The sequence below is a fragment of the Nocardia sp. NPDC057440 genome (assembly GCF_042802915.1).
Taxonomy (GTDB): domain Bacteria; phylum Actinomycetota; class Actinomycetes; order Mycobacteriales; family Mycobacteriaceae; genus Nocardia.
This window is the reverse complement of sequence record NZ_JBHVDF010000018.1, coordinates 134,565-155,982: the sequence shown is the minus strand read 5'-3', so window position 1 is coordinate 155,982 and position 21,418 is coordinate 134,565. Positions and strand designations below refer to the sequence as shown.

Here is a 21,418-nt window from a genome sequence, read left to right as displayed (position 1 = left end):
GGGGGGGGGCGGTGTGGGGGCTACCCGACAAGACCCTCATTATTACGCTTGTGCGTGGGTGCTTCCGCCCCACGCCGCGCCCCCCCCCCCGGGGCGGGGCGCGGCCCCCCCGTCTGTGCTGTGCGATGTCGGCTAAGCCCGAGCTACTCCTGCTCGAACCGTCGCCGGAATCGATCCTCCATGCGCTCGGAGAAACCGCCGGACTTGCGCTGACGCCCACGCCCGCTCGATCCGCCGCTCGTGCCACCGGATTGGGCTTCGCCCGACCGGTCGCCCTTGGCAATGCCCTTCGAACTGCCGAGCAGTAGCAGCACGCCTGCGGCGAACATGACAATGAATCCGATCAGGCTGATGATCGGAAAGTCGCCGAGCTTCACCGGAGCGGCAATGCCTGCGACGAGTAGAAACAAACCAAGGACGAACAAAGCTGCGGCCTGGAGTCTGCGACGACTCGAGGTCGAGCGAAGGCGTCCGCCGCGGACGGACGAGGCGAACTTCGGATCCTCAGCATAGAGAGCGCTCTCGATCTGTTCGAGCATGCGCTGCTCGTGCTCGGAGAGTGGCACGGTACCTCCCCCGGCACTAGGACTTGGCTGTCGCCTCCGGGTAGGCGACAGACAGCCGACCTTGGCGGCTATCTGTCACCAATGATACGAGTTCGATCAATGCCGTACCACCTAATGGGCCCAGCCAGCCGAGTCTGTCGCCAAATTGCGGCGGGCGCAGGGCAGACGCGGGAGCCGGCGGCGCGCCGAGCACTATGCGGTCATGCCGTTGTTCCAGCCCGGCGCCGGACGCAAACGAGCACCCGCGTCGATCAGATCTTCCACATCATGCAGGAATGCGCCTACCCGCGAATAGAACTCGTCTGCCTGCTGGTCGTCGACAGCACGATCGAGTCCCGCCTCCAGCGCGGCGCGCGTCTCCGAGTGGGCGCTGAAGTAGTCCGCCCACATCACGAATTCGGGTGCCGCGCGCTGCAGGAGCACCCAGGCGCTGCGTGACCGCGCCCGCGGCGCGGCGTCAGCACCCGTGAACGCGAGCACCGCGCCCGCACCGCGCAATGCCGCGAGGTACGCGGTCCGGAATCGTTCCCGCGGATCCTCCTCGCCCGCCGCCTGCATCAGCAGGCCGTCGGCCTTCTTCAGCAGTTTTCCCGCCCGACCGGGTTGTCCCGCATGTTCGATCCGACCAGACATCAGCCGTCCCTCCACAATCGCGCACCTGGCCCATCGTGTGCGCGGGAGCCGACTTCCCAGCACCGCGCAGATCGAACAGGTATTCGAACGTTTGAATTGAGATTGAATATAGAGACACCCACCGACAAACTTCCGCGCCAACGCGGCCCGACGAGAGCCATGACTGCCGTCAAGCCCAACCACACCCCCGCACCCGTCGTCGTCGACCTCTCGGTCGCGGCCCTGCGCTCCCGGCTCCACGATGCGCTGGCCGTGTATGTCGCGGCGATGGATTACCCGCGTGGCACCGAACAGCACCGCGCGCCGATGTGGACCGAGCACACCACCCGTCCCGGCTGGCAGGCGGTCGCCGCCGTCGTGCCCGACGATTCCGGACGCGTCGACCTACGAACGTCGCCCATCGTCGCGATCGCCTACGGCTACCGCGGCGCCGCACACCAGTGGTGGCACCAGCAGGTGCACAGCGGCATGCGACGCTCGGGCTGGCCGGAACACTCTGCGCGCGAACTACTCTCGGACTATTTCGAGCTCACCGAGCTACACGTGCACCCGACCGCACAGGGCCGCGGCATCGGCGCGACCCTGCTCGCCCGGCTGCTGCAGGACCGGCCCGAACGGGCGGTGCTGCTGTCCACCCCGGAGGTGGAGCAGGAGGGCAACCGGGCGTGGCGGCTGTACCGCAGACAGGGATTCACCGATGTGGTCAGGAACTTCGTCTTCGCGGGCGACACCAGGCCCTTCGCCATCCTCGGACGACGGCTGCCGCTGTGAGAACGCGGGGCGGCGGTGGTGCGCCGGTGAGGGTCACGTGACGGTTGTGGTGGTCGGCTCCGGCCACAACGCGCTCGTCGCGGCCTGCTATCTGGCGCGCGCCGGACACCGGGTCGAGGTGCTCGAGCGCGACGAGGTGCTCGGCGGCGCGGTGTCGACCGTCGAGCGCTTTCCTGGCCATCTGGTCGATCGCGGGTCCTCCGCCCACATCATGGTGCGGCACACCGGGATCATCGAGGAGCTCGAGCTGGCCCGGTTCGGGCTTCGGTACATCGATTGCGACCCGTGGGGGTTCACACCGGCAGATCCGGACGGTGGCGCGCCGATCGTGTTCCATCGCGATCTCGATCGAACCTGCGCCTCGATCGCGACCGCCTGCGGTGCGCGTGACGCTGCCGCCTACCGCCGTTTCGTGGGGGTCTGGGGGCCACGCAGCGCGCGGGTGATGCGCGCGTTCGGCGGCTCGCCCACGCCGGGCCGGTTACTGCGTTCGTTCTGGGGGCTCGACGCACGCGCGGGCGGCAGTGCGTTGTCGCGGGAGTTTCTCCAGACCGGGGATGCCCTGCTGGACAGTTACTTCGACGACGAGCGGCTGAAAGCGTCGCTGGCCTGGTTCGGCGCGCAGTCGGGTCCGCCGATGTCGGAGCCGGGCACCGCGCCCATGGTCGGCTTCGCCGCGCTCATGCACACGCTGCCGCCCGGCCGCGCCGTCGGCGGCAGTGGTGCGCTGTCCGCCGCGCTCGTCGCGCGCTTGCGCGCCGACGGCGGCGATGTGTCTGCGGGCGATGCGGTCACGGCGCTGGAACACGTGGGCGACGGCTGGCGCGTGCGCACCGCATCCGGTCGAATCCTGCATGCGGACACCGTGATCGCGGGCACCCATGTGCTGACCACCCTGGACCTGCTGCGGGAAGGCGGATACGACCCCGCCGTGCTCGACGACTGGCAGCGCCGCATCCGGGTCGGGCCCGGCATCGGGATGGTGGTGCGGCTGGCGACCCGATCGCTGCCGAAGTATCCCGGCAGCTCGACCGAAGAGTCCGCGCACGGCTTGCAATTGCTGGTGTCCGATCGGCGACAACTGCGGCGGGCGCACGGCGCCGCGCTCGCGGGCGACCTGCCACCACGCCCCGTCGTGCTCGCGATGAGCTTCAGCGCACTCGACCCGACCATCGCCGCCCCCGGGGAACACCAGCTTTCACTGTGGGCCCAATGGCACCCTTACGAACTCGCCGACGGCACCGACTGGGCCGAGCACGCCGACCACGAGGCCGACCGCATCATCGCCGAGGTCGAGTCCTACGCACCGGGTTTCGCCGAGTCGGTGCTGCGGCGCCATGTGCAGACACCGGTCGACCTCGAGCGCGAGATGGGCCTGCGCGGCGGAAATGTGATGCACGTCGAAATGTCGCTGGATCAGATGATGCTGTGGCGACCACTGCCCGAACTCTCGGGTCAGAGGGTGCCGGACGCACCGGGGCTGTATCTGACCGGCGCATCGACCCATCCCGGCGGCGGTGTTTCCGGCGCGAGCGGGCGCAGTGCCGCGCAGCTCGTCCTGCGCGACCAGCGCCGGAATCGATTCCCCCTACTCCGCAGACGATGACCGACCCCACTCGGCCGAACGCGGGGCGTCGACCAGTGGCCGATCCAGGCGGCCCGGGGCGTCGTGCCGCGACGCTCCTGCGGCGACTCGCGACGGGATCCGCCGACACGACCATTGTTGCGCCACGGCCGCGAGACCTGATTCCCGCACTCGCGGCGCTGCTGTTGGTCCTCGCGCAGATCGCCTATCCGCTGACCACTGGGGTCGCCCGCGATCAGGTGACCCTCGTGGTGGTGTCGCTTTCGGCGGCCACCGCGCTGGTCCATGCCGGGATGACTCGAGGACCGAGATATGCCGCCGGATTTCTGGTGATCGTGTCGGGGTCGGGGCTGGTTGCCGAGATCATCGGCACCACAACGGGCTTCCCGTTCGGCTGTTATGACTACGCGGACGGCAGGCTCGGTCCTGCCGTGGCCGGAGTGCCGGTGGCGGTGGCACTGGCGTGGACCGGCGGGCTGTATCCGGTGTGGGTGGTGGCCGGTTTCTTGGCGCGCCGGGCAGTCGGCCGGATCGGGTTGACGGCGGTGGGTGCGGTGGCGTGGGACCTGTTTCTGGATCCGCAGATGGTGGCCGATGGGCAGTGGAGCTGGTGCGATATCGATTCGGGGCTGCCAGGGCTCGCCGGGATTCCGTATACCAATTATCTGGGCTGGTTCGCGGTGGCGCTGCTGATGGCCGTGGCGCTGACCGGTTGGGAACGCGCCGCGCGCGACGTGCGGCAGTCGCGGTCGAACATCACTGTCCCGATCGTTGTTTTCCTGTGGACGTGGCTGGGGTCCGCACTCGCACACGCGGTGTTCTTGGGTCTGCCCGCCTCAGCCTGTTACGGCGGGATCGGGCTCGGGCTTCTCGGCGTACCGCTGGTAGTGCGGCTGCGTCGGTCCCGAGGGCGACACAACGGGGACGGTTCCGCCCGTCGCGTGGCCATCTGAACCGATCGCCTGGCACGATGTGACCCGTGCAGCCGAGTCCTCTCACCACGCCGCCAGATGCTCCGGTTCTACCGTCGCCGCGCTCACCCCGCTCAGGGGTCCGGATCGCGGCGGCAGTCCTGCTGGCGGCATTGCTGGCGCCTGTGCTCGCCGGCTGCCTGCGCGTGCAGGTGTCGATGGGTGTGTCGTCCAATGACCGGGTATCGGGACGGATCGTCGCCGCGGTCGTCCCGGTCGACCCCAACGACAAGGGCCCGCAGCTGAAGTCGCCCGACTCTTTGGCGGCGAAGGTGCGGGTGCAGCCCTACAACCAGGACGGGTATGTAGGCAGCAAGGTGTTCTTCGAGGATCTGTCCTTCGGCGAGGTCTCCCAGCTCGGCGGTCTGTCCGAACAGACGCAGGGCATGTTCAACCTGCAGTTCCAGCGCACCGGCGACCTGGTCAGCCTCACCGGCAGGGTCGACCTGAAATCCGTTCCGCCGCACGGCTCGGACGTGCAGTTCACGGTGGCGTTCCCGTCGCGCGTCGCCAAGACCAATGGCAACCGTGAAGACGATTCCACCGTGTCGTGGAAGCTGCCTGCCGGTGATGTGTCCACGCTGCGCGCCGAGGTCAGCTACGCCGACCCGAACACCCGCTCCTTCGCAGGATGGGCGGGCATCGTCGGCGGCATCACCCTTGCCGTCGCCGCGATCGTCGCCGCACTGGCCTTCATGAACCGCAACCCCGCGCCGCCAGGCGCGCCGGAGGGCTTCTCGTTCAGCAGCTTGTGGCGGCCGCGACAGCGCCGCTGAGCCAGTGACGCCGAGCTCGTGACTCGACCGACCGCCGATGCCGAACGCCATCCCGCGGCACTGGCGCTGACCTGTATCGGCACCGGGATCGCGCTGCTCGGCAGCGCGATCGCGCTCGCCAACCGGGCAACGGTACGCCGACTGCCCGATGTCGCCGCGCCCGCCGCCGCGCCGATCACCGTCTGCATTCCCGCTCGCAACGAGGCCATGCGACTCCCCGCGCTGATCGGCGATCTGCGGGCACAGGCCGGAGTCCTCCGATTGCGGGTGCTGATCCTCGATGACGCCTCCACTGATGACACCTACGCTGCGGCCCTCCACGCGATAGCAGGCGACGAGCGATTCATGGTGCTGCGCAACAAGATCGAGCCCGGTCCCGGCTGGACGGGCAAGGCGGCGGCATGTGCGCGGCTGGCCGCGCATGTCGACGCACCAACGCTGATATTTCTCGATGCCGATGTCCGGCTGGCGCCACAGGCGATCGCCGCGGCGGCGGCCGAGTTCCACCACCGGGGTGTCGCACTGCTGTCGCCGTGGCCGAGGCAGCGAACCGGGTCGGCGGCGGAAGCCGTGGTGCAACCGCTGCTGTGCTGGTCGTGGGCGTCCACGCTGCCGATCTCGATGGCCAACCGCAGCAGCAGACCCTCGACAGCGGTGGCCTGTGGGCAATTCCTCGTCTTCGACACCGCCGCCTACCGAGCCATCGGCGGCCATGGCGCGGTGGCGGCCAGTCCCACCGAGGACCTGGGCATCGCCCGAGTCCTGCGCCGCAACGGTTTCCGCACCGCACTCGTCGCGGCAGGGCGGCAGGTGGAGACCAGAATGTACTGCGACGCCGCCGAACTCGAAGCGGGCTACACCCGCTGGCTGTGGTCCGCCTACGGCGGCTCCGCAGGCGCCGGTGCGGCCGTCGGAGCCATTGCCGCGCTGGCCTATTGGGTTCCGCCGCTGGCCGCGGTCGCAGGTAGCGGGGTGATCCGTCGCGCAGGCCTGCTCGGCTACTCCGCTGCGGTAGCAGGCCGCCTACTGTCTCGTTCCACCGAGGTCGGCGGCCCCATCACAGCCACGGATGTCCTCGCGGCACTTGCACATCCACTGTCCATCGGCGTATATCTCGGCCTGTGGGCGCGGTCCCGCAGCAGGCATCGACGCGGCGCCCTGCGCTGGAAAGACCGCCCGCTCCCTCCCTGACCTGCCTGCCCGCGTCCGCCACATAGGACCCCGGAGCGCGCTTACTCCTGACCCCGTCCCCTACCCCGTGCCGGACCCGGACCCGGACCCGGACCCGGACCCGGACAACCATTACACCGGGTGCCCGGTTGCGACACGGGGTGTGCGGATCGACACCGGGTGCGGCTGCCGTCGGGCGCGCAAGGGTGTTGTCTCGGGCTCCTGAGCCCGTTGAAGCCGGACGAGATTGTCGGGGGCGACCGGGCTATGGGACCGCGCTAATACCGATGGTCGGGAGGAAGAAGCAGGAGTGGCCGTTGTTCTGGACGGTACCGAAGACGGCGGCGAGCACGGTTCCCGAGCCGGTGTCGACCGGGACGGCGCGGACGCCGCCGACCGGGAGTGCGGCGAAGAAGAAGTCCTGGATCGCGCGTTCGGCGAGGGGGCGGATTTCCGCCGGGACTTCGGCGGGGACCATGGCGCGGAAGACGTCGGAGAGCGGGCCCATCGAGGTGAAGCCGCTGCGCCCGTTGCGCAGGTTCATCCACGCGACGCGCATGCCCGACACGGTCGAGGTGTCCGGGGCGACGCCGTAGGGCACGAAGGTGAACATGGTCTGGCCCGCTTTCACGGCGGTGAGGTCGAGGCCGGGGATGGTCACCGTGGTCTTGGGCCACGGGCCGGGAATAGCGCCCGCGACGGCGGGGACCAGGCCGAGGGTGCCGGAGTCGGAGCAGAACGCCGCGGCGGTGGGATACAGGAAGGGGTCCATGCCGACGGCGCGCAGCGCTTCGAGCGCCGATTGATACGCGCCGAACAGATCGGTGGGTGCGGCTGTCCGGGCGAGACCGGGGCGCTCAGCGGCGACAGCCGGGGCGGGAGCCGCCGGAGCGCCGAAAGCGGTGGCAGGGCCGGCAAGGGCCAGCGCGGCCGTACTCGTCGCGATGGCGGTCAGCGTGGTCAGACGGCGCACAACGGTCACTTCGGACCTCCTCATCGTCGGCACGATCGAGGTCAGGGTACTCCGGCAAACTCGCTAAGCAGGGAATCTTCAAGTTAGCAATTTTCTGGCGCGCCGCACGCCCTCGCGATCCGCGATTTCGGATCCATGAGGTGGGCGCTGCTCATGGCGACGGGCTCAATGATCGCGGGAACCGGCCCTCTCGGACAAGGGCTGTGCTCACGCTGATTCCTAACCTTGTTCTGGAGTGCCCCTGCTTCGCATGCTATTTCGGCTAGACCCTCGACGGCCCGCGCTCGCCGCGGGCCGCACCATCCAGAGCGACCGAGAGACCTGGCTCGTCGACGTCGCAGCAACCCCCCGCTCGCCGGGTGCGGGTGCTTCCGCCGGGAACGATGGAGGAAACCGACATGATCACCGAGCAACACAGCACCCGTTGGGGCCGCCGCCATGCCGACCAGTGCCGCCGCACCGCCGCGAGCTGTCGCGACTGACCGCGCCGCCAGATCGCGCACCCGTCACTGGCCGGGTGATGTGACCGCCTGATGAGGGGCCGGTCTCGTTCGTTTCTTCGAAGGACCTCGATATGAGTGCGTCCATCGCATCCAGCGCAGCCGCTGCCGTCGGCGGTGCGCCCGTAACCACCGCGACCGAGGACGTGGCTCGGACCCAACCCCACCGCGATCTACCACGCGGCAACCGCGGATCAGACCAAGATCGTGGCCACCTTCTCCGGCGCGGGCGAGGCGCTGCAGGGCGAGATCGGCGTGCTCACCAAGAAGGACAACGGGCTGATCGGGGCGGTGCACAAGGCCATCGACCACGCCATCCAGTCGGGCACCTACCAGCAGGTCATCGACCGGTGGGGGCTGAAGACCGAAACGGTGACCAGCTCGCGGATCAACCCGCCCGGCCCGCCGAAGAAGTCGTGACAGCCCGATGACACAGCGATTTTCCTCGAATCGGCGACTCTCCCCGGCACCACCACCCGAGCTGCGTGTGCACGCGGTCGCTCAGGACGATCCGTTGGCCACGCCCCTGCTCGCCGAGCTCGCCGTCGAATACAGCACGCGCTACGGCCGGACCGTCGGTGCGGTGCACGACTCGCTGCGCGAATACCCGGCCGCGGAATTCACGGCGCCGGACGGTGCGCTGCTGGTCGTCACCCGCGACGGCGAGCCCGTGGCAGGCGGCGCTTTCCGACGCTACGACGACGACACCGCCGAGCTGAAACGCATCTGGACCGCACGTGAGCACCGCATGCAGGGACTCGGGCGCTTCGTGATCGCACAGCTGGAGACCGAGATCGCACGGCGTGGATACCGCCGCATCTACCTGACCACGGGTCCGCGCCAGCCCGAGGCCGTCGCCCTGTATCTGAACCACGGCTACACCGCGCTCTACGACCCGGACATCCCCTCGGACGAGATCGGCCCGCATCCCTTCGAGAAGTACCTGCCCGCCCCACATCCCGCCTCCGACCCGGTAGGAGCCCACGCATGAAATTCCTGCTGTTCACCCTGGTCACCCGGGTTCCGGACCCGATAACCGGGCGGCTGCCCGGCACCAGGGAGCGACTGCGCAATGTCATCGAGCAGGCGGGCATCGCCGAAGAGCTCGGCTACGACGGGTTCGCCGTCGGCGAGCGGCACGAGGATCCGTTCCTGTCGGCCGCACCGCCGGTGATCCTCAGCCACATCGCCGCGGTCACCTCGCGCATCTCGTTGTTCACCGCGGTCACCACGCTGAGCCTGCTGGATCCGGTGCGCGCTTTCGAGGACTACTCGACGCTGGACAACCTCTCCGGCGGCAGACTGGAACTGATCATCGGCAAGGGCAACGGCAGTGCGCAGGCGGAGCTGTTCCACGTCACCACCGACGATCAGTGGGACCGCAATCGTGAAGGCTACAAGCTGTTCCGGGAGCTCTGGGCCAGCGACAGCGTGACATGGTCCGGCCGGTTCCGGCCCGAACTCCGTGCGGCCAAGGCGCTGCCGCGGCCGTGGCAGCCGCGCATCCGCATCTGGCACGGCAGCGCGACGAGTCGCGACTCGGTGGAACTGGCCGCGCGCCACGGTGATCCGCTGTTCTCGGCGAATGTCACCAATCCCATCGAGCCTTATGCCGAGCTGGTGCGCCACTACCGGGAGCGGTGGGAGTTCTACGGGCACGACCCCGCCGATGCCATGGTCGGCGCGGGTACCGCCGGATTCCACGTGGCCAAGACCTCGCAGGAGGCCGCGGAAGTGTTCCGGCCGATCTTCGAGGCGCGACTCACGCTGGCCCGCAAGCTCGGTTTGCCGGTGGTGTTCGAGACCCTCGCGGACTTCCTCGCCCGCAGTTCGGCGTTGGTCGGCAGCCCGGAGCAGGTGATCGACAAGGTCAGCCGTCAGCACGAGCACTTCGGCCACGAGGTGACCCACCTGGCCGCGGATCGCGACGGACGCACCGCGATTGCGCACCGAGACAGCCTCGAGCTGTTCCAGTCCTCGGTCGCCCCGGAACTGCGCAGACGGATTCGGAGCAGGCCATTGGCCGTGAACACGGACATCGACCATCCCGTCCGACCCACCACCGACTACGACCTCGATTCCCAGGGCGACCTCGTCCGCACCGAAACATCTGGAGTAACACAGTGATCCGACCCCGCTATCGAATCGCGGCCGTGGCCGCAGCCGTCACCGCGGCCGCGAGTCTCGCCGCCTGCGGCAGTGATTCGGCAGGGACCGGCGCCGACGCGGGGCCGCCCAAGCCGGGCGGCACGCTGCGCTACGGCCTGTCGGTGGCGCCGACCTGCTCGGACCCCGCGCAGTCGGGCACCAACCAGACGCTGTATGTCAGCCGTCAGATCGTGGATTCGCTGACCGATCAGGATCCGAAGACCGGCGAACTGAAGCCCTGGCTTGCGCAGAGCTGGGAGGTCACCCCCGATGCGAAGGTCTTCACCTTCCACCTCGTCGACGGCGTCACCTTCAGCGACGGCACGCCACTGACCGCGGAATCGGTGCGGAAGACCTTCGACTCGGTCGTCAAGCTGGGCGCGGCGAAGGCACCGCTCGGCGCGAGCTACCTCACCAACTATGTCGCGACCACTCCGGTGGACAAGCTCACCGCCCGCGTGGAGTTCAGCAAGCCGAATGCCCAATTCCTGCAGGCCACCTCGACCGCGCAGCTCGGCATCCTCGCCGACGTCACCACCGCGAAGCCCGCCGAACAACGCTGCGCGGGCGACAATGTCGGCAGCGGACCGTTCACCTATGCGAACTACCGGCAAGATGCCTCGGCGACGCTGGCCAAACGCGCCGGATACCACTGGGGTTCTGCGGTGTTCGCGCACCGCGGCGAGGCCTACCTCGACAAGATCGAGTTCACCGTCGTCCCCGAGTCCGGACTACGCACCGGCAGTCTCGGTTCCAATCAGCTCGACGCCATCAGCGATGCCCTGCCGCAGGACGCGCCCCAGATCGAGGCGACCGGCGGGCGGGTGCTGAGCGCCGCGAATCCGGGCGTGCCCTTCGGCTTCCAGCCCAATGTCACCCGCGGGCCACTGCGCGATCCCGCGGTCCGTCAGGCGCTGCTGCCTGCCATCGACCGCAAGCAGCTCATCGACACCGTGCTCGGCCCGCAATTCAAAACCGCGACGAGCTCGCTGGCCAGCACCACGCCGGGCTATCAGGATCTGTCGACCACACTGCCCTTCGACCAAGCCAGAGCACGTGGCATCCTCGATCAGGCGGGCTGGACACCGGGCGGCGACGGCATCCGGGTGAAGAACGGCGAGCGCCTGGCCTTCTCGGTCCTGTTCAGCCAGGTGTTCGCGGGCAATCAGGCGATCCTCGAACTGGTGCAGCAGCAGCTGCGCCAGATCGGCGTCGAGCTGCGGCTGGATCTGGTTGCGGTCGCGGAGTACACCGCGCGGCAGAACGCCAAGGACTACGACAGCGTCTACTACAACAGTACCCGCGCCGACGGCGACATCCTGCGCACCGCATTCAGCGTGGACAGTCGCAATCTCAATGTGCGCGAGCGCATCCCGACGCTGGACGACGCCCTCGACGGACAGTTGAGCACCGGCGACGCCGCCGCACGCAGCGCCCTCATCCGCACCGCGCAGCAGGCTGTGCTCGATTCGGGTCTGTGGATTCCGACGGTCGAACTGTCGCAGGCCATCGGCGCAGGCGGCAGCGTGCAGGATCTGAAGTTCGAGGCCTCGGCGCGACTGCAGTTCTTCGACACCTGGCTGAGCGGGCGGTAGTGATGGGGCGCTACGTGACGCTGCGAGCACTGCAGGCGGTGGGTGTGCTGTGGGCGGCCTTCACCATCTCGTTCGTGGTGCTCTACCTCCTGCCCGCCGACCCGGTGTCCATCGCCGCCGACGCGGGCGGTTCGGGCACGGCGGTGGACAAGGTCGCGGTCGCGGAACTGCAGGCCAGGTATGGGCTGGATCGTCCGCTGTGGGAGCAGTATTGGACGGCGCTGTCGCACGCGGTGCGCGGCGACCTCGGCCATTCCATCTCGACCGGCCAACCGGTCACCGCCGCGATCGGCGACGCACTGCCCTCGACGCTCGGATTGGCGTCGCTGGCGCTGCTTTTCGCGACCGTCGGCGGCGTCACGGTGGCCTTCGCCGCGACCTACTCGCGCCGCCCCTGGCTGCGCAACGCGCTACGTTCGCTGCCCTCGCTCGGCGTCTCGGTGCCGACCTTCTGGACCGGACTGCTTCTGCTGCAACTGTTCTCGTTCCAGTTCCGGCTTTTTCCGGCATTCGGTGGCCGCGGCTTCGCAGGAACCATCCTGCCCGCCATTACCCTCGCCATCCCGATCGGCGCGGTGATCGCCCAGGTGCTCGCGACGGGACTGGAATCGACCTGGCGGCAGCCGTTCGTCGATGTGGCCGTGGCCAAGGGCGGTTCGCGCTGGTGGGTGCAGCGCAAACATGTGCTGCGCTCGGCGGCGCTGCCGACCTTCACCATCGCGGGCGTGCTGGTCGGCAACATGCTGGCCGGCTCGGTGGTGGTGGAGACCGTGTTCGCCCGCACCGGCGTCGGACGTCTCACTCAGACATCCGTGCTCGCCCAGGACATCCCCGTCGTGCAAGGCATCGTGCTGCTGACCTCGGCCGTCTTCGTCACGGTCAATCTCGCGGTGGACCTGCTCTATCCGCTGCTGGATCCGCGCATCGCGGGGCGCGCCCGTCGTGCGCCGAACGAGACCACCGACGACATCACCACCGCCGAGGAGGTGGGTGCCCGTGCGTGACCTGCCCGCGGCGTCGTTGCCGAGACGGCTGGTGCTCTCGTGGCGATCGTCGCGCCGCACCACCCCATCGACGCCGGCTCCACACATCTGTCCGGCCGACCGCCGATCAGGGCGGTGGCGCGATGTTCCCGTCGTGCGTGACAACACCGTGCTGGCTCTGCTGCCGGAATGGCCTTCCCTCGGCTTCGCTTTCGCGCCGTGGCTGCTCATCGACAACATTGCGGAGGTGAACGTCCATGGTTGACGTGCTCGACGAGCGGCGCAGCGTGGCTGCGCCATGGTTGCGGCGGCCGGTATTGCGGTGGAAGACCTTGCGCGGCAACGCGGCGCAGATCATCGCCGTCCTGGTCGTGCTGATCGCGCTGGGGTGGGCGTTGGTGCCGTCGGTGTTCGCCAGCGGCGATCCACTGACCGGTGTGCCCGCCGAGAAGTTCCGTGGGCCGAGCGCTCAGCACTGGTTCGGCACCGACAATCTCGGTCGCGACCTCTACACGCGGATGGTGCACGGTGCGGGGCTTTCGCTGACCGCAACGCTCTCCGCGGTGGCGATCGCGCTGGTCGCGGGGTCGGTGCTCGGCTTGCTGTCCGGGTCGATCGGCGGTGTCGTCGACACCCTCATCATGCGATTCGTCGACGTGCTGCTGTCAATTCCCGCGCTGCTGCTTTCGCTGGCACTGGTCACCGCGCTCGGCTTCGGCACCCGCAATGTGGCTATCGCCGTGGGTGTTTCGCTGGTCGCCAACTTCGCCAGGGTAATGCGCTCGGAAGTGCTGCGGGTACGCCAATCAGCGTTCGTGGAGGCGGCGCACGCCTCCGGCGTCCGCTGGTACAGCGTGCTCGCCCGGCACGTGCTGCCCAACGCCTACCAGCCGGTGCTCGCTCTCGCCGCGGTCGAGTTCGGCATGGCGGTGCTCGCGGTCTCGGCGTTGAGCTTCCTCGGCTACGGCGCGAAGCCGCCTACTCCCGAATGGGGCTCACTGATCTCCGAGGGCCGCAACTACCTTGCCACCGCCTGGTGGATGACCACACTGCCCGGCCTGGTGATCATCGCGGTCGTCCTGGCCGCCCAGCGCCTCGGCCGCACCGTCAGCGGGAGTGAGCACGCATGAGCGACAACGATTTCCGCAGCGTTCGAACGGCCGATGACGGCGCGGTACGAACCAGCGAAAACGGCCTGCCAGCCATCGCCCCGCCGCTGGTGGCGGTCGCCGAGGAGCCGGTGCGTACCAGCGCCGGCCCGGCCGCTCCCGGCGCGATCGGCGTCGAATCATCGGCGCCCGATTCCGCGCTCCTTCGCATCGACGGTCTCCATGTTCACTACCGGTCCGACACCGGTCCCGTCATCGCGTTGGCCGGTGCCTCGCTCACCGTGGCACGCGGTGAGGTTGTCGCGCTGGTCGGTGAATCCGGTTCCGGCAAGTCGACGCTCGCGCAGGCAGTGATCGGGTTGCTCGGGCCGAATGCCGAGATCACGGGCGGGACGATCACCTTCGACGGGGAGATCGTGGACACCGGGTCGGAGCGGGCTTTGCGGCGACTGCGCGGGGCTCGGATCGGATTCGTCCCGCAGGATCCCGGGCTGTCGTTGAATCCAGTGCAGCGGGTGGGTGATCAGGTCGCCGAGGCATTGATCGTGCACGGTCTTGCCGACCGGCGTGATGCCGAGCGGCGAGCCGTGGAGTTGCTCACCGAGGCGGGGATCGATCGACCGGAGCTGCGGGCCGCGCAGTATCCGCACGAATTGTCCGGCGGACAACGGCAGCGGGTGCTGATCGCGGCTGCGCTGAGCTGCGGGCCGGAGCTGGTGATCGCCGACGAGCCGACCAGTGCGCTGGACGCGACGGTGGCGCGCCGAGTGCTCGATGGGCTTGCCGCGCAGATCGCTGCCCGCGGCACGGCCGTCCTGCTGATCACCCACGATCTCGCGGTAGCCGCCGAGCGGGCCGATCGTCTGGTGGTGCTGAACGGCGGCGAGATCGTCGAAACCGGTCCCACCGCAGCGGTGCTCGCCGAACCGCGGCACCCCTACACGAAGCGCCTGCTCGCGGCATCGCCGAGCCTTGCTCCGTTCGGCGGGTTCCGGCCACGCCGCCACACCGAAGAAAAGCCGCTGCTCTCGGTTCGCGAGGTGCACAAGCGCTTCCGTGCGCATTCCGGTGCGGCGGTGACCGCGGTCGCCGGTGTCGGCTTCGACCTCGGACGGGGCGAAACGCTGTCGCTCGTCGGCGAATCCGGCTCCGGCAAGTCCACCACCGCGCGGATCGCTCTGCGGCTCTGCGAACCCGACAGCGGTGCGGTCACCTTCGATGGACACGAGCTGACCAAGATCCGGGCAACCGAGCTGCGGGCGCTGCGCCGACGGTTCCAGGTGGTGTACCAGAACCCCTACGCCTCCCTCGACCCACGCTGGCGCGTCGGGTCGATCATCGAGGAACCGTTGCGCGCGTATGGAGTCGGCGACCGCAAAGCCCGGCAGGCGCGGGTGCGGGAACTACTCGGGCAGGTCGCGCTGCCGGAGCAGTTCAGCCGGCGGCGACCCGCCGAACTGTCCGGCGGGCAGCGACAGCGGGTCGCCATCGCGCGAGCGCTCGCGCTGCACCCCGACCTGCTCGTACTCGACGAACCGGTCTCCGCGCTGGACGCCTCGGTGCAGGCCCAGATCCTGGAACTGCTCGACCGCCTCCAGGCCGAACTGCGATTGAGCTACCTGTTCATCTCGCACGACCTGGCAGTAGTTCGCCGGATCAGCGACCGGGTCGCGGTGATGCGCAACGGACGCATCGTCGAAACCGGCTACACCGCCGATATTTTCGACAACCCCCAGCACGAGTACACCCGGGAACTGTTGTCGGCCATCCCCGCCCGCTCCGCCGTCACGAAAGGGCCGTCCTGATGCCCATCCTCGCCAGGCCCTGCCGCCACAGCGCACAGATCGCCACAGCAGTGGACTACCCACCCCTCCAATCGACTGGAAAGGATCGTGCTGATGCCTGATTCGGATTTCTTCCTCGGCGTGGAGCTCACCGGAACCGGTGCGCATCCGGCGTCATGGCGGCGCGACGATTCGCGAGCCGAGGATCTGTTCACCGGCGGCTACTGGGTGGATGCGGTCGCAGCCGCCGAAAGCGCCGGGGTGGACGCGGTTTTCGTGCCCGACTCTTTCGGCCTGCAGCAGGGCGGGGCCGGTGTCGCCAGAGGCGTGCTCGATGCGGTCGCGATCGCCGCCAGGGTCGCCGCGCGCACCCACGGCATCGGACTGATCCCGCAGGCGGCGGTGACCCACACCGAACCGTTCCACCTGTCCAAGGCGATCGCGAGCCTCGATTTCGCCTCGCTCGGCCGCGCGGGCTGGGAGGTCACCGTCTCCGAAGGCACTGTGCAGGCACGGGCATTCGGCCGCAAGGACGCCCAAGCGGCCGATGCGCTGTGGCGCGAGGCGGACGAGGCGATCGACGTGGTCACGCGGCTGTGGGACAGCTGGGAGGACGACGCGGAGATCCGCGACCAGCCGACCGGCCGCTTCATCGACCGAGACAAGCTGCACTACATCGACTTCGTCGGCGAGAACTTTTCGGTCAAGGGCCCGTCGATCACCCCACGTTCTCCCCAGGGACTGCCGATCATCGCGGTCCGCGCCGCCGACGCCCCGAGCACGGCGGTGGCGGTCCACCACGCCGACCTGACCCGCGTCGCCGCCGCCGATCTCGACGCGGCGGCCGCCCGGCGCACGGCGCTGCGTACCGCGCTCGCGGCGGCGGGCCGCGATCCGGACGAGGTCCGAGTGCTGCTGGATATCGACATCCATCTGGCCGGCACAGCGGCCGCGGCGCACGACGAGGTGGCCCAACTGGACCGCTGGGCCGACCCGATCTCCACGGCGGACACCAACGCACCGAACACGCTGCGCCACCTCGGCACTCCGGACACGCTGCGCGAACTCATCGCCGCCCTCCACGCTTCCGCCGTCGACGGCGTCGTCCTACGCCCCCTCGCCGCACCTGCCGCGCTCCGCCTCCTCGCCACAGCACCCCCGCTCGGGATCCACACCCGTTCCGGGCACCCAGCGGGGGTGCGAATCCCGGCAACGGGCGCGGACAGCAGAAACACAGGAACGCTGCGGTCACGCCTCGGGTTGGCGCGACCGGCCAGCCGCTACGCGCAAACCTCCACCTCGACTTCGGAAGGGACGCTGTGATGAGTGGGAAACCTCGCAAGGCGGTTCATCTTGCCGCGCACTTTCCGGGAGTGAACAACACCACCGTGTGGAGTGATCCGGCATCGAAGAGTCAGATCGATGTCGAGTCGTTCGTGCATCTGGCCCAGACCGCCGAGCGCGGGCTGTTCGACTTCTTCTTTCTCGCCGAGGGGCTGCGGCTGCGCGAACATCTCGGACGGATCCACGATCTCGATGTCGTGGGCAGACCGGATACGTTCACCGTGCTGAACGCGCTGGCCGCGGTCACCGGGAAGCTCGGGCTGGCGGGGACTATCAACAGCACCTACAACGAGCCCTTCGAGTTGGCCAAGCAGTTCGCGTCGTTGGATCATCTCTCGGGTGGTCGGGCGGCATGGAATGTCGTCACCTCGTCGGATGCGTTCACCGGCGAAAACTTCCGGCGCGGCGGCTATCTCGAGCACAGTCAGCGCTACCGGCGGGCCGCCGAGGTCGTCGAAGTCAGCCGCGCGCTGTGGGACAGCTGGCCGAGCGATGCACTGGTGGTGGATCGCGAGGCGGGCGTTTTCGCCCGCGATGTTCCCGAAATCAGCTATCGCAATACACAATTCGATGTCTCGGGCCGCTTCGTGCTGCCACCGAGTCCGCAGGGACACCCGGTGTTGCTGCAGGCAGGCGATTCCGAAGAGGGCCGTGAGTTCGGTGCGGCCAGCGCCGACGCCATCTTCACGGCGCACGGCTCGCTGGAAGCCGGGCAGAAGTTCTATGCGGATGTGAAGGGCCGCTTGGCGAAATACGGCCGCACACCCGACGAGCTGAAGATCCTGCCCGCCGCGACCTTCGTACTCGGCGATACCGCCGCGGACGCGCAGGAGCGGGCCAGGCACATCCGACTCCAGCAGGTCGGCCCGCAGACCGCCATCGCGTTCCTCGAACAGGTCTGGGGCCGTGATCTTTCCGGCTACGACCCGGACGGGCCGCTGCCCGATGTCGAACCATCCGGCGACGCCACCATCACCCGCGGACGAGTACGCCACGCGAAGGACCCGCGCGCCGTGGCCGAGGAATGGCGCACGAAGGCCGAGGCGGAGCAGCTCAGCATTCGTGAGCTGATCATCGAGGTCACCGCGCGCCAGCAGTTCGTCGGCACGCCGGCCGCGGTCGCCGAACAGATCGACGCCTATGTGCAGGCCGACGCCGCGGACGGCTTCATCCTCGTCCCGCACCTCACCCCCGCGGGGCTCGACGAATTCGTCGAGCGCGTGGTACCGGAACTGCAGGAACGCGGCAGCTTCCGCACCGAGTACACCGGCGCCACCCTGCGCGACCATCTCGGCCTGCCCCACCCGCACCACAACCACCGCAGCACCGCACACGAAGGAGCCCGAGCGTCATGACCACCAGCACCACAACACTTTTCGAGACCGAGTGGGCTTCCTGGCAGCATGCCAGAGAGGATCAGCTGCGCGACCCGCTCGGCTTCCTGAGCCTGACTGCACTGCATTGGCTCACCGACCGACCCGAGCGCCTGCCCGGGGTGCCAGGAACCTGGTGGGTAACCGACGACAAGGTGTTCATCACCGCACAGCCCGCCGATCGGCTGGAGTTCGACGGCACCGGCGTCGCGGGCGTGCAGATCCTCACCCCCGCCGAAGGCGCACCTGGACTCACTGTGCTGCACGAGGATCGAGTGCTGGAAGTGATTCGCCGCACCGGACAGTACGCGGTACGGGTGCACGATCCCGCCGCGCCGACGCTGCTGACGTTCGACGGCATTCCGGCCTACGCGCCCGATCCGCGCTGGGTGGTCGAGGGCCGATTCGTGCCGTTCGACGCACCGCAGACGGTGACCACCGGCGCCGTCGTCGACGGTCTCGAACATCACCACACTGCCGCGGGCACTATCGAATTCCGCGTCGGCGAGGTGACCGAACGGGTCATCGCCTTCGGGGAACCCGCGAACCTGCGGGTGCTGTTCACCGATGCCACCAGCGGTGTCACCACCTATCCCGCGGCCCGCTCGCTCGCGGTGGACGCACCCGACTCCGACGGCGCCGTCCGGCTCGACTTCAACCGGGCGGCGAATCTGCCCTGCGCCTTCACCGATTTCGCGACGTGCCCGCTGGCGCCCGCGGAGAATCGACTGCGCGTGGCCATCGAAGCGGGAGAACAGAATCCGCGGCTCGGCAGGTCGGCATGAGCGTCCCACTGTCCATCCTCGACCTCGCGCCGATCAGCGCCGGGTCGACCGCGCAGCAGGCCATCCGCAACACCATCGATCTCGCGCAGCATGCCGAAGACTGGGGCTATCACCGGTATTGGCTGGCCGAGCACCATTTCGTTTCGGTGGCCAGTTCCTCGTCGATCACGCTGATCGGTCTGGTCGCGGCGGCCACCTCGCGCATCCGGGTCGGCTCGGGCGCGGTGCAGGTGGGGCACCACACCTCCGCGTCGATCGTGGAGGCGTTCGGCACCATCGATGCCCTGCACCCGGGTCGCCTCGATCTCGGCCTCGGCCGGTCCGGGCACCGCCGCGCCCAGTTCGGTGCGCAGCCGGAGCATCCGAAGAAGAGTCATCCGGTGCTCGACACGGTGACCGGGCGCACCGAGATCAGGGACGGTGTGGTGGTCCCGCCGCCGTTCGATCCCGGCCGGATCGCCGACCGGTCGAAGTTCATCGCTTCGATCGCCGCGCTGCAGCAGGAGGGCGCACAGCCACTGGACTTCGCCGATCAGGTCGACGAGGTCCGCGCACTGCTCGACGGCACCTACACGAGCGCCGATGGTGTCGCGCTGCACGCGGTTCCCGGCGAGGGCGCGCAGGTGCAGCTATGGCTGTTCGGCAGCTCGGCAGGCGAGAGCGCCGAACTCGCCGGGCGACTCGGTGTGCCGTTCGCCGCGGCCTACCACGTCGCGCCGGGCACCGCGCTGGACGCGGTCGAGGCCTATCGGGCGGCCTTCCGGCCGTCGGCCCAACTGGCCGAACCCTATGTGGTGATTTCGGCGGACGTGGTCGTCGCGCCGGACGACGCCACCGCGCGACGCAGGGCCTCCACCTACGGTCACTGGGTGCACAGCATCCGCAGCGGAGCGGGCGCGGCCGACTATCTCGACCCGGACCTGGCCACCGCGCTGACGCCGGAGCAGCAGCGCCTGGTCGACGACCGCCTGGCCACCCAGTTCGTCGGCGCACCCGCCACCGTCACCGAACGGCTCGCCGCACTGCAACGCGTCACCGGCGCCGACGAACTCCTCGTCACCAGCATCGCGCACGACCACGAGGACCGCCTCGAATCCCATCGCCTGCTCGCCGAGGCATGGGGGCTGCGCGCCGCACGCGCCGCCTGAGCCGCGGCGCCCGATCCGGCGGGCTCCACCGAGGAGGCCGCCGGATCACCTGTCTCCGACTACTTCGGGCACGAATCTGCCGCGACCATCAATCGCCGCGAGCTTCGGTACTGCGCCACCGCACCGAACGCCTTCATGCGGTGTCGGTCGCGACCGCTGGTGGACCTGACCGACTGATCCAGTCTCGACCGATCAGGCGCTGATCGGCGCGGCCGTCACGCCGTAGCCGAGGTTGGTGAGGACCTCGCTGGTCGCCTTCGCGAAGTTGAGGGTGATGAAGTGCAGGCAGGGAGCGCCTTCGTTGATGAGGCGCCGGCCCATTTCGGTGGCGATCTCGATGCCGACCTCGCGGACCGCGGCCTGGTTGGCATCCGGGTTGTCGCCCGCGGCCCGGTGCAGCCGCTCCATGACCGCGGTAGGCAGCGGCCGACCGCAGAGTTCCTCGGCGCGCGCGACGGTGCGCAGGGAGGTGATCGGCATCAGCTCGGGGATGATCGGCTTGGCGGCTTCGATCGGGTCGCAGGCGGCGATCCGATCGCGCAGACGCAGGTAGTGCTCGACGTCGAAGAACATCTGGGTGATCGAATACTCCGCGCCCGCACGCAGTTTCGCCGCCAGATACCGGGTGTCGGTGTCCAGGTCGGGCGATCGGTGATGGCCCTGCGGGAACGAGGCGACGCCCACGTGGAAGTCGCCGAGGTCACGCACGATGCGCACCAGTTCCTCGGCGTAGGCGACACCCTGGGGATGCTTGATCCATTCGCCGAGCGGATCGCCGGGCGGATCGCCGCGCAGCACGAGGATGTTGCGAATGCCGGAGTCCGCGTACGCGCCGACGAGTGAGCGCAGTTCGGCGAGGCTGTGTTCGACGGCGGTGAGATGCGCCACCGGCAGCAGCGTCGTCTCCTGGGCCAGCGCACCGGTCACCCGCACGGTGCGATCGCGGGTGGATCCGCCCGCCCCGTAGGTCATCGAGACGAAGGCCGGGTGCATCCGTTCGAACTGGCGCACCGCACGCCACAGCCTGGCTTCGGCCGCGGCGTCGCGAGGCGGGTTGAATTCCACAGAGAACGGCACCGCGCTGCTCGAGTGCGTCCGCAGGCTCTGCACAACCGAAGGTGTTCCAGAGACGTTCGGTGGCGTCGGGGACGGTCGGCCAGGGGTCGAGCGTCCCCGTACGTTGTCGAAAGTCACCGGTCCAGTG

19 protein-coding genes, 1 pseudogene and 1 riboswitch are annotated in these 21,418 nt (G+C 68.9%); of the genes and pseudogenes, 16 read left to right on the top strand and 4 right to left on the bottom strand.

Annotation, left to right across the window (positions count from 1 at the left end):
• Positions 1 to 143: 143 nt before the first annotated feature.
• On the bottom strand, positions 144 to 566 hold the full coding sequence (locus ACFU4Z_RS30260; protein ID WP_379069699.1) for a DUF3040 domain-containing protein: 423 nt from the start codon (positions 564 to 566) through the stop codon (positions 144 to 146).
• 192 nt (positions 567 to 758) lie between these two features.
• Positions 759 to 1,199, bottom strand: a complete 441-nt coding sequence (locus ACFU4Z_RS30255; RefSeq protein ID WP_379069696.1) for an SAV_6107 family HEPN domain-containing protein — start codon at positions 1,197 to 1,199, stop codon at positions 759 to 761.
• Between the two features lie 159 nt (positions 1,200 to 1,358).
• Here ACFU4Z_RS30255 and ACFU4Z_RS30250 point away from each other — a divergent pair, with 159 nt between their 5' ends.
• Genes ACFU4Z_RS30250 through ACFU4Z_RS30230 form a run of 5 tightly spaced genes read left to right on the top strand, consistent with a single transcriptional unit; the run spans position 1,359 to position 6,493 of the window.
• Positions 1,359 to 1,970 carry a GNAT family N-acetyltransferase gene (locus ACFU4Z_RS30250; RefSeq protein ID WP_379069693.1) on the top strand — a complete coding sequence of 204 codons (612 nt, stop codon included), beginning with the start codon at positions 1,359 to 1,361 and terminating at the stop codon, positions 1,968 to 1,970.
• 37 nt (positions 1,971 to 2,007) lie between these two features.
• On the top strand, positions 2,008 to 3,576 hold the full coding sequence (locus ACFU4Z_RS30245; protein WP_379069691.1) for a phytoene desaturase family protein: 1,569 nt from the start codon (positions 2,008 to 2,010) through the stop codon (positions 3,574 to 3,576).
• Positions 3,573 to 4,508 (top strand): carotenoid biosynthesis protein, encoded by a 936-nt coding sequence (locus tag ACFU4Z_RS30240; RefSeq protein WP_379069689.1) that lies wholly within the window; start codon positions 3,573 to 3,575, stop codon positions 4,506 to 4,508. Before ACFU4Z_RS30245 ends, ACFU4Z_RS30240 begins: the two co-directional genes overlap by 4 nt.
• A gap of 26 nt (positions 4,509 to 4,534) precedes the next feature.
• Positions 4,535 to 5,302, top strand: a complete 768-nt coding sequence (locus tag ACFU4Z_RS30235; RefSeq protein WP_379069687.1) for an LppM family (lipo)protein — start codon at positions 4,535 to 4,537, stop codon at positions 5,300 to 5,302.
• 18 nt (positions 5,303 to 5,320) lie between these two features.
• On the top strand, positions 5,321 to 6,493 hold the full coding sequence (locus ACFU4Z_RS30230; RefSeq protein WP_379069684.1) for a glycosyltransferase: 1,173 nt from the start codon (positions 5,321 to 5,323) through the stop codon (positions 6,491 to 6,493).
• 244 nt (positions 6,494 to 6,737) lie between these two features.
• Here ACFU4Z_RS30230 and ACFU4Z_RS30225 read toward each other — a convergent pair whose 3' ends face one another.
• On the bottom strand, positions 6,738 to 7,454 hold the full coding sequence (locus ACFU4Z_RS30225) for a hypothetical protein (protein WP_379069681.1): 717 nt from the start codon (positions 7,452 to 7,454) through the stop codon (positions 6,738 to 6,740).
• A 287-nt stretch (positions 7,455 to 7,741) separates the two neighbouring features.
• Positions 7,742 to 7,835, top strand: a riboswitch (SAM riboswitch).
• 257 nt (positions 7,836 to 8,092) lie between these two features.
• On the opposite strand from ACFU4Z_RS30225, the pseudogene ACFU4Z_RS30220 reads away from it, so the two are divergent.
• The 11 genes and pseudogenes from ACFU4Z_RS30220 to ACFU4Z_RS30170 form a co-directional block, all read left to right on the top strand.
• A pseudogene (locus tag ACFU4Z_RS30220) lies at positions 8,093 to 8,365 on the top strand (ABC transporter substrate-binding protein); the annotation flags it as partial.
• 7 nt (positions 8,366 to 8,372) lie between these two features.
• On the top strand, positions 8,373 to 8,936 hold the full coding sequence (locus ACFU4Z_RS30215) for a GNAT family N-acetyltransferase (protein WP_379069678.1): 564 nt from the start codon (positions 8,373 to 8,375) through the stop codon (positions 8,934 to 8,936).
• Entirely contained in the window at positions 8,933 to 10,072 is a 1,140-nt protein-coding gene (locus ACFU4Z_RS30210; RefSeq protein WP_379069675.1) for an LLM class flavin-dependent oxidoreductase, read from the top strand. The genes ACFU4Z_RS30215 and ACFU4Z_RS30210 overlap by 4 nt, the downstream gene beginning before the upstream one ends.
• Positions 10,069 to 11,688: an ABC transporter substrate-binding protein gene (locus tag ACFU4Z_RS30205; RefSeq protein WP_379069672.1), complete on the top strand. Its 1,620-nt coding sequence runs from the start codon at positions 10,069 to 10,071 to the stop codon at positions 11,686 to 11,688. The genes ACFU4Z_RS30210 and ACFU4Z_RS30205 overlap by 4 nt, the downstream gene beginning before the upstream one ends.
• Before the next feature lie 2 nt (positions 11,689 to 11,690).
• Complete coding sequence (locus tag ACFU4Z_RS30200; RefSeq protein ID WP_379069670.1) at positions 11,691 to 12,692, top strand: ABC transporter permease; 1,002 nt, start codon at positions 11,691 to 11,693, stop codon at positions 12,690 to 12,692.
• 236 nt (positions 12,693 to 12,928) lie between these two features.
• Positions 12,929 to 13,801: an ABC transporter permease gene (locus tag ACFU4Z_RS30195; RefSeq protein ID WP_379069667.1), complete on the top strand. Its 873-nt coding sequence runs from the start codon at positions 12,929 to 12,931 to the stop codon at positions 13,799 to 13,801.
• Entirely contained in the window at positions 13,798 to 15,585 is a 1,788-nt protein-coding gene (locus ACFU4Z_RS30190; RefSeq protein WP_379069663.1) for a dipeptide ABC transporter ATP-binding protein, read from the top strand. Before ACFU4Z_RS30195 ends, ACFU4Z_RS30190 begins: the two co-directional genes overlap by 4 nt.
• 93 nt (positions 15,586 to 15,678) lie before the next feature.
• Positions 15,679 to 16,887 (top strand): LLM class flavin-dependent oxidoreductase, encoded by a 1,209-nt coding sequence (locus ACFU4Z_RS30185; protein ID WP_379069660.1) that lies wholly within the window; start codon positions 15,679 to 15,681, stop codon positions 16,885 to 16,887.
• Complete coding sequence (locus ACFU4Z_RS30180) at positions 16,887 to 18,263, top strand: NtaA/DmoA family FMN-dependent monooxygenase (RefSeq protein WP_379069658.1); 1,377 nt, start codon at positions 16,887 to 16,889, stop codon at positions 18,261 to 18,263. Before ACFU4Z_RS30185 ends, ACFU4Z_RS30180 begins: the two co-directional genes overlap by 1 nt.
• On the top strand, positions 18,260 to 19,066 hold the full coding sequence (locus ACFU4Z_RS30175) for a DUF1684 domain-containing protein (protein WP_379069655.1): 807 nt from the start codon (positions 18,260 to 18,262) through the stop codon (positions 19,064 to 19,066). Before ACFU4Z_RS30180 ends, ACFU4Z_RS30175 begins: the two co-directional genes overlap by 4 nt.
• Positions 19,063 to 20,214, top strand: coding sequence for an LLM class flavin-dependent oxidoreductase (locus ACFU4Z_RS30170; protein WP_379069652.1), 1,152 nt, complete (start codon positions 19,063 to 19,065; stop codon positions 20,212 to 20,214). Before ACFU4Z_RS30175 ends, ACFU4Z_RS30170 begins: the two co-directional genes overlap by 4 nt.
• A 192-nt stretch (positions 20,215 to 20,406) precedes the next feature.
• Here ACFU4Z_RS30170 and ACFU4Z_RS30165 read toward each other — a convergent pair whose 3' ends face one another.
• A complete protein-coding gene (locus tag ACFU4Z_RS30165) occupies positions 20,407 to 21,408 on the bottom strand; it encodes a methylenetetrahydrofolate reductase (RefSeq protein ID WP_379069649.1) in 1,002 nt (333 codons plus the stop codon).
• Between the last annotated feature and the right edge of the window lie 10 nt (positions 21,409 to 21,418).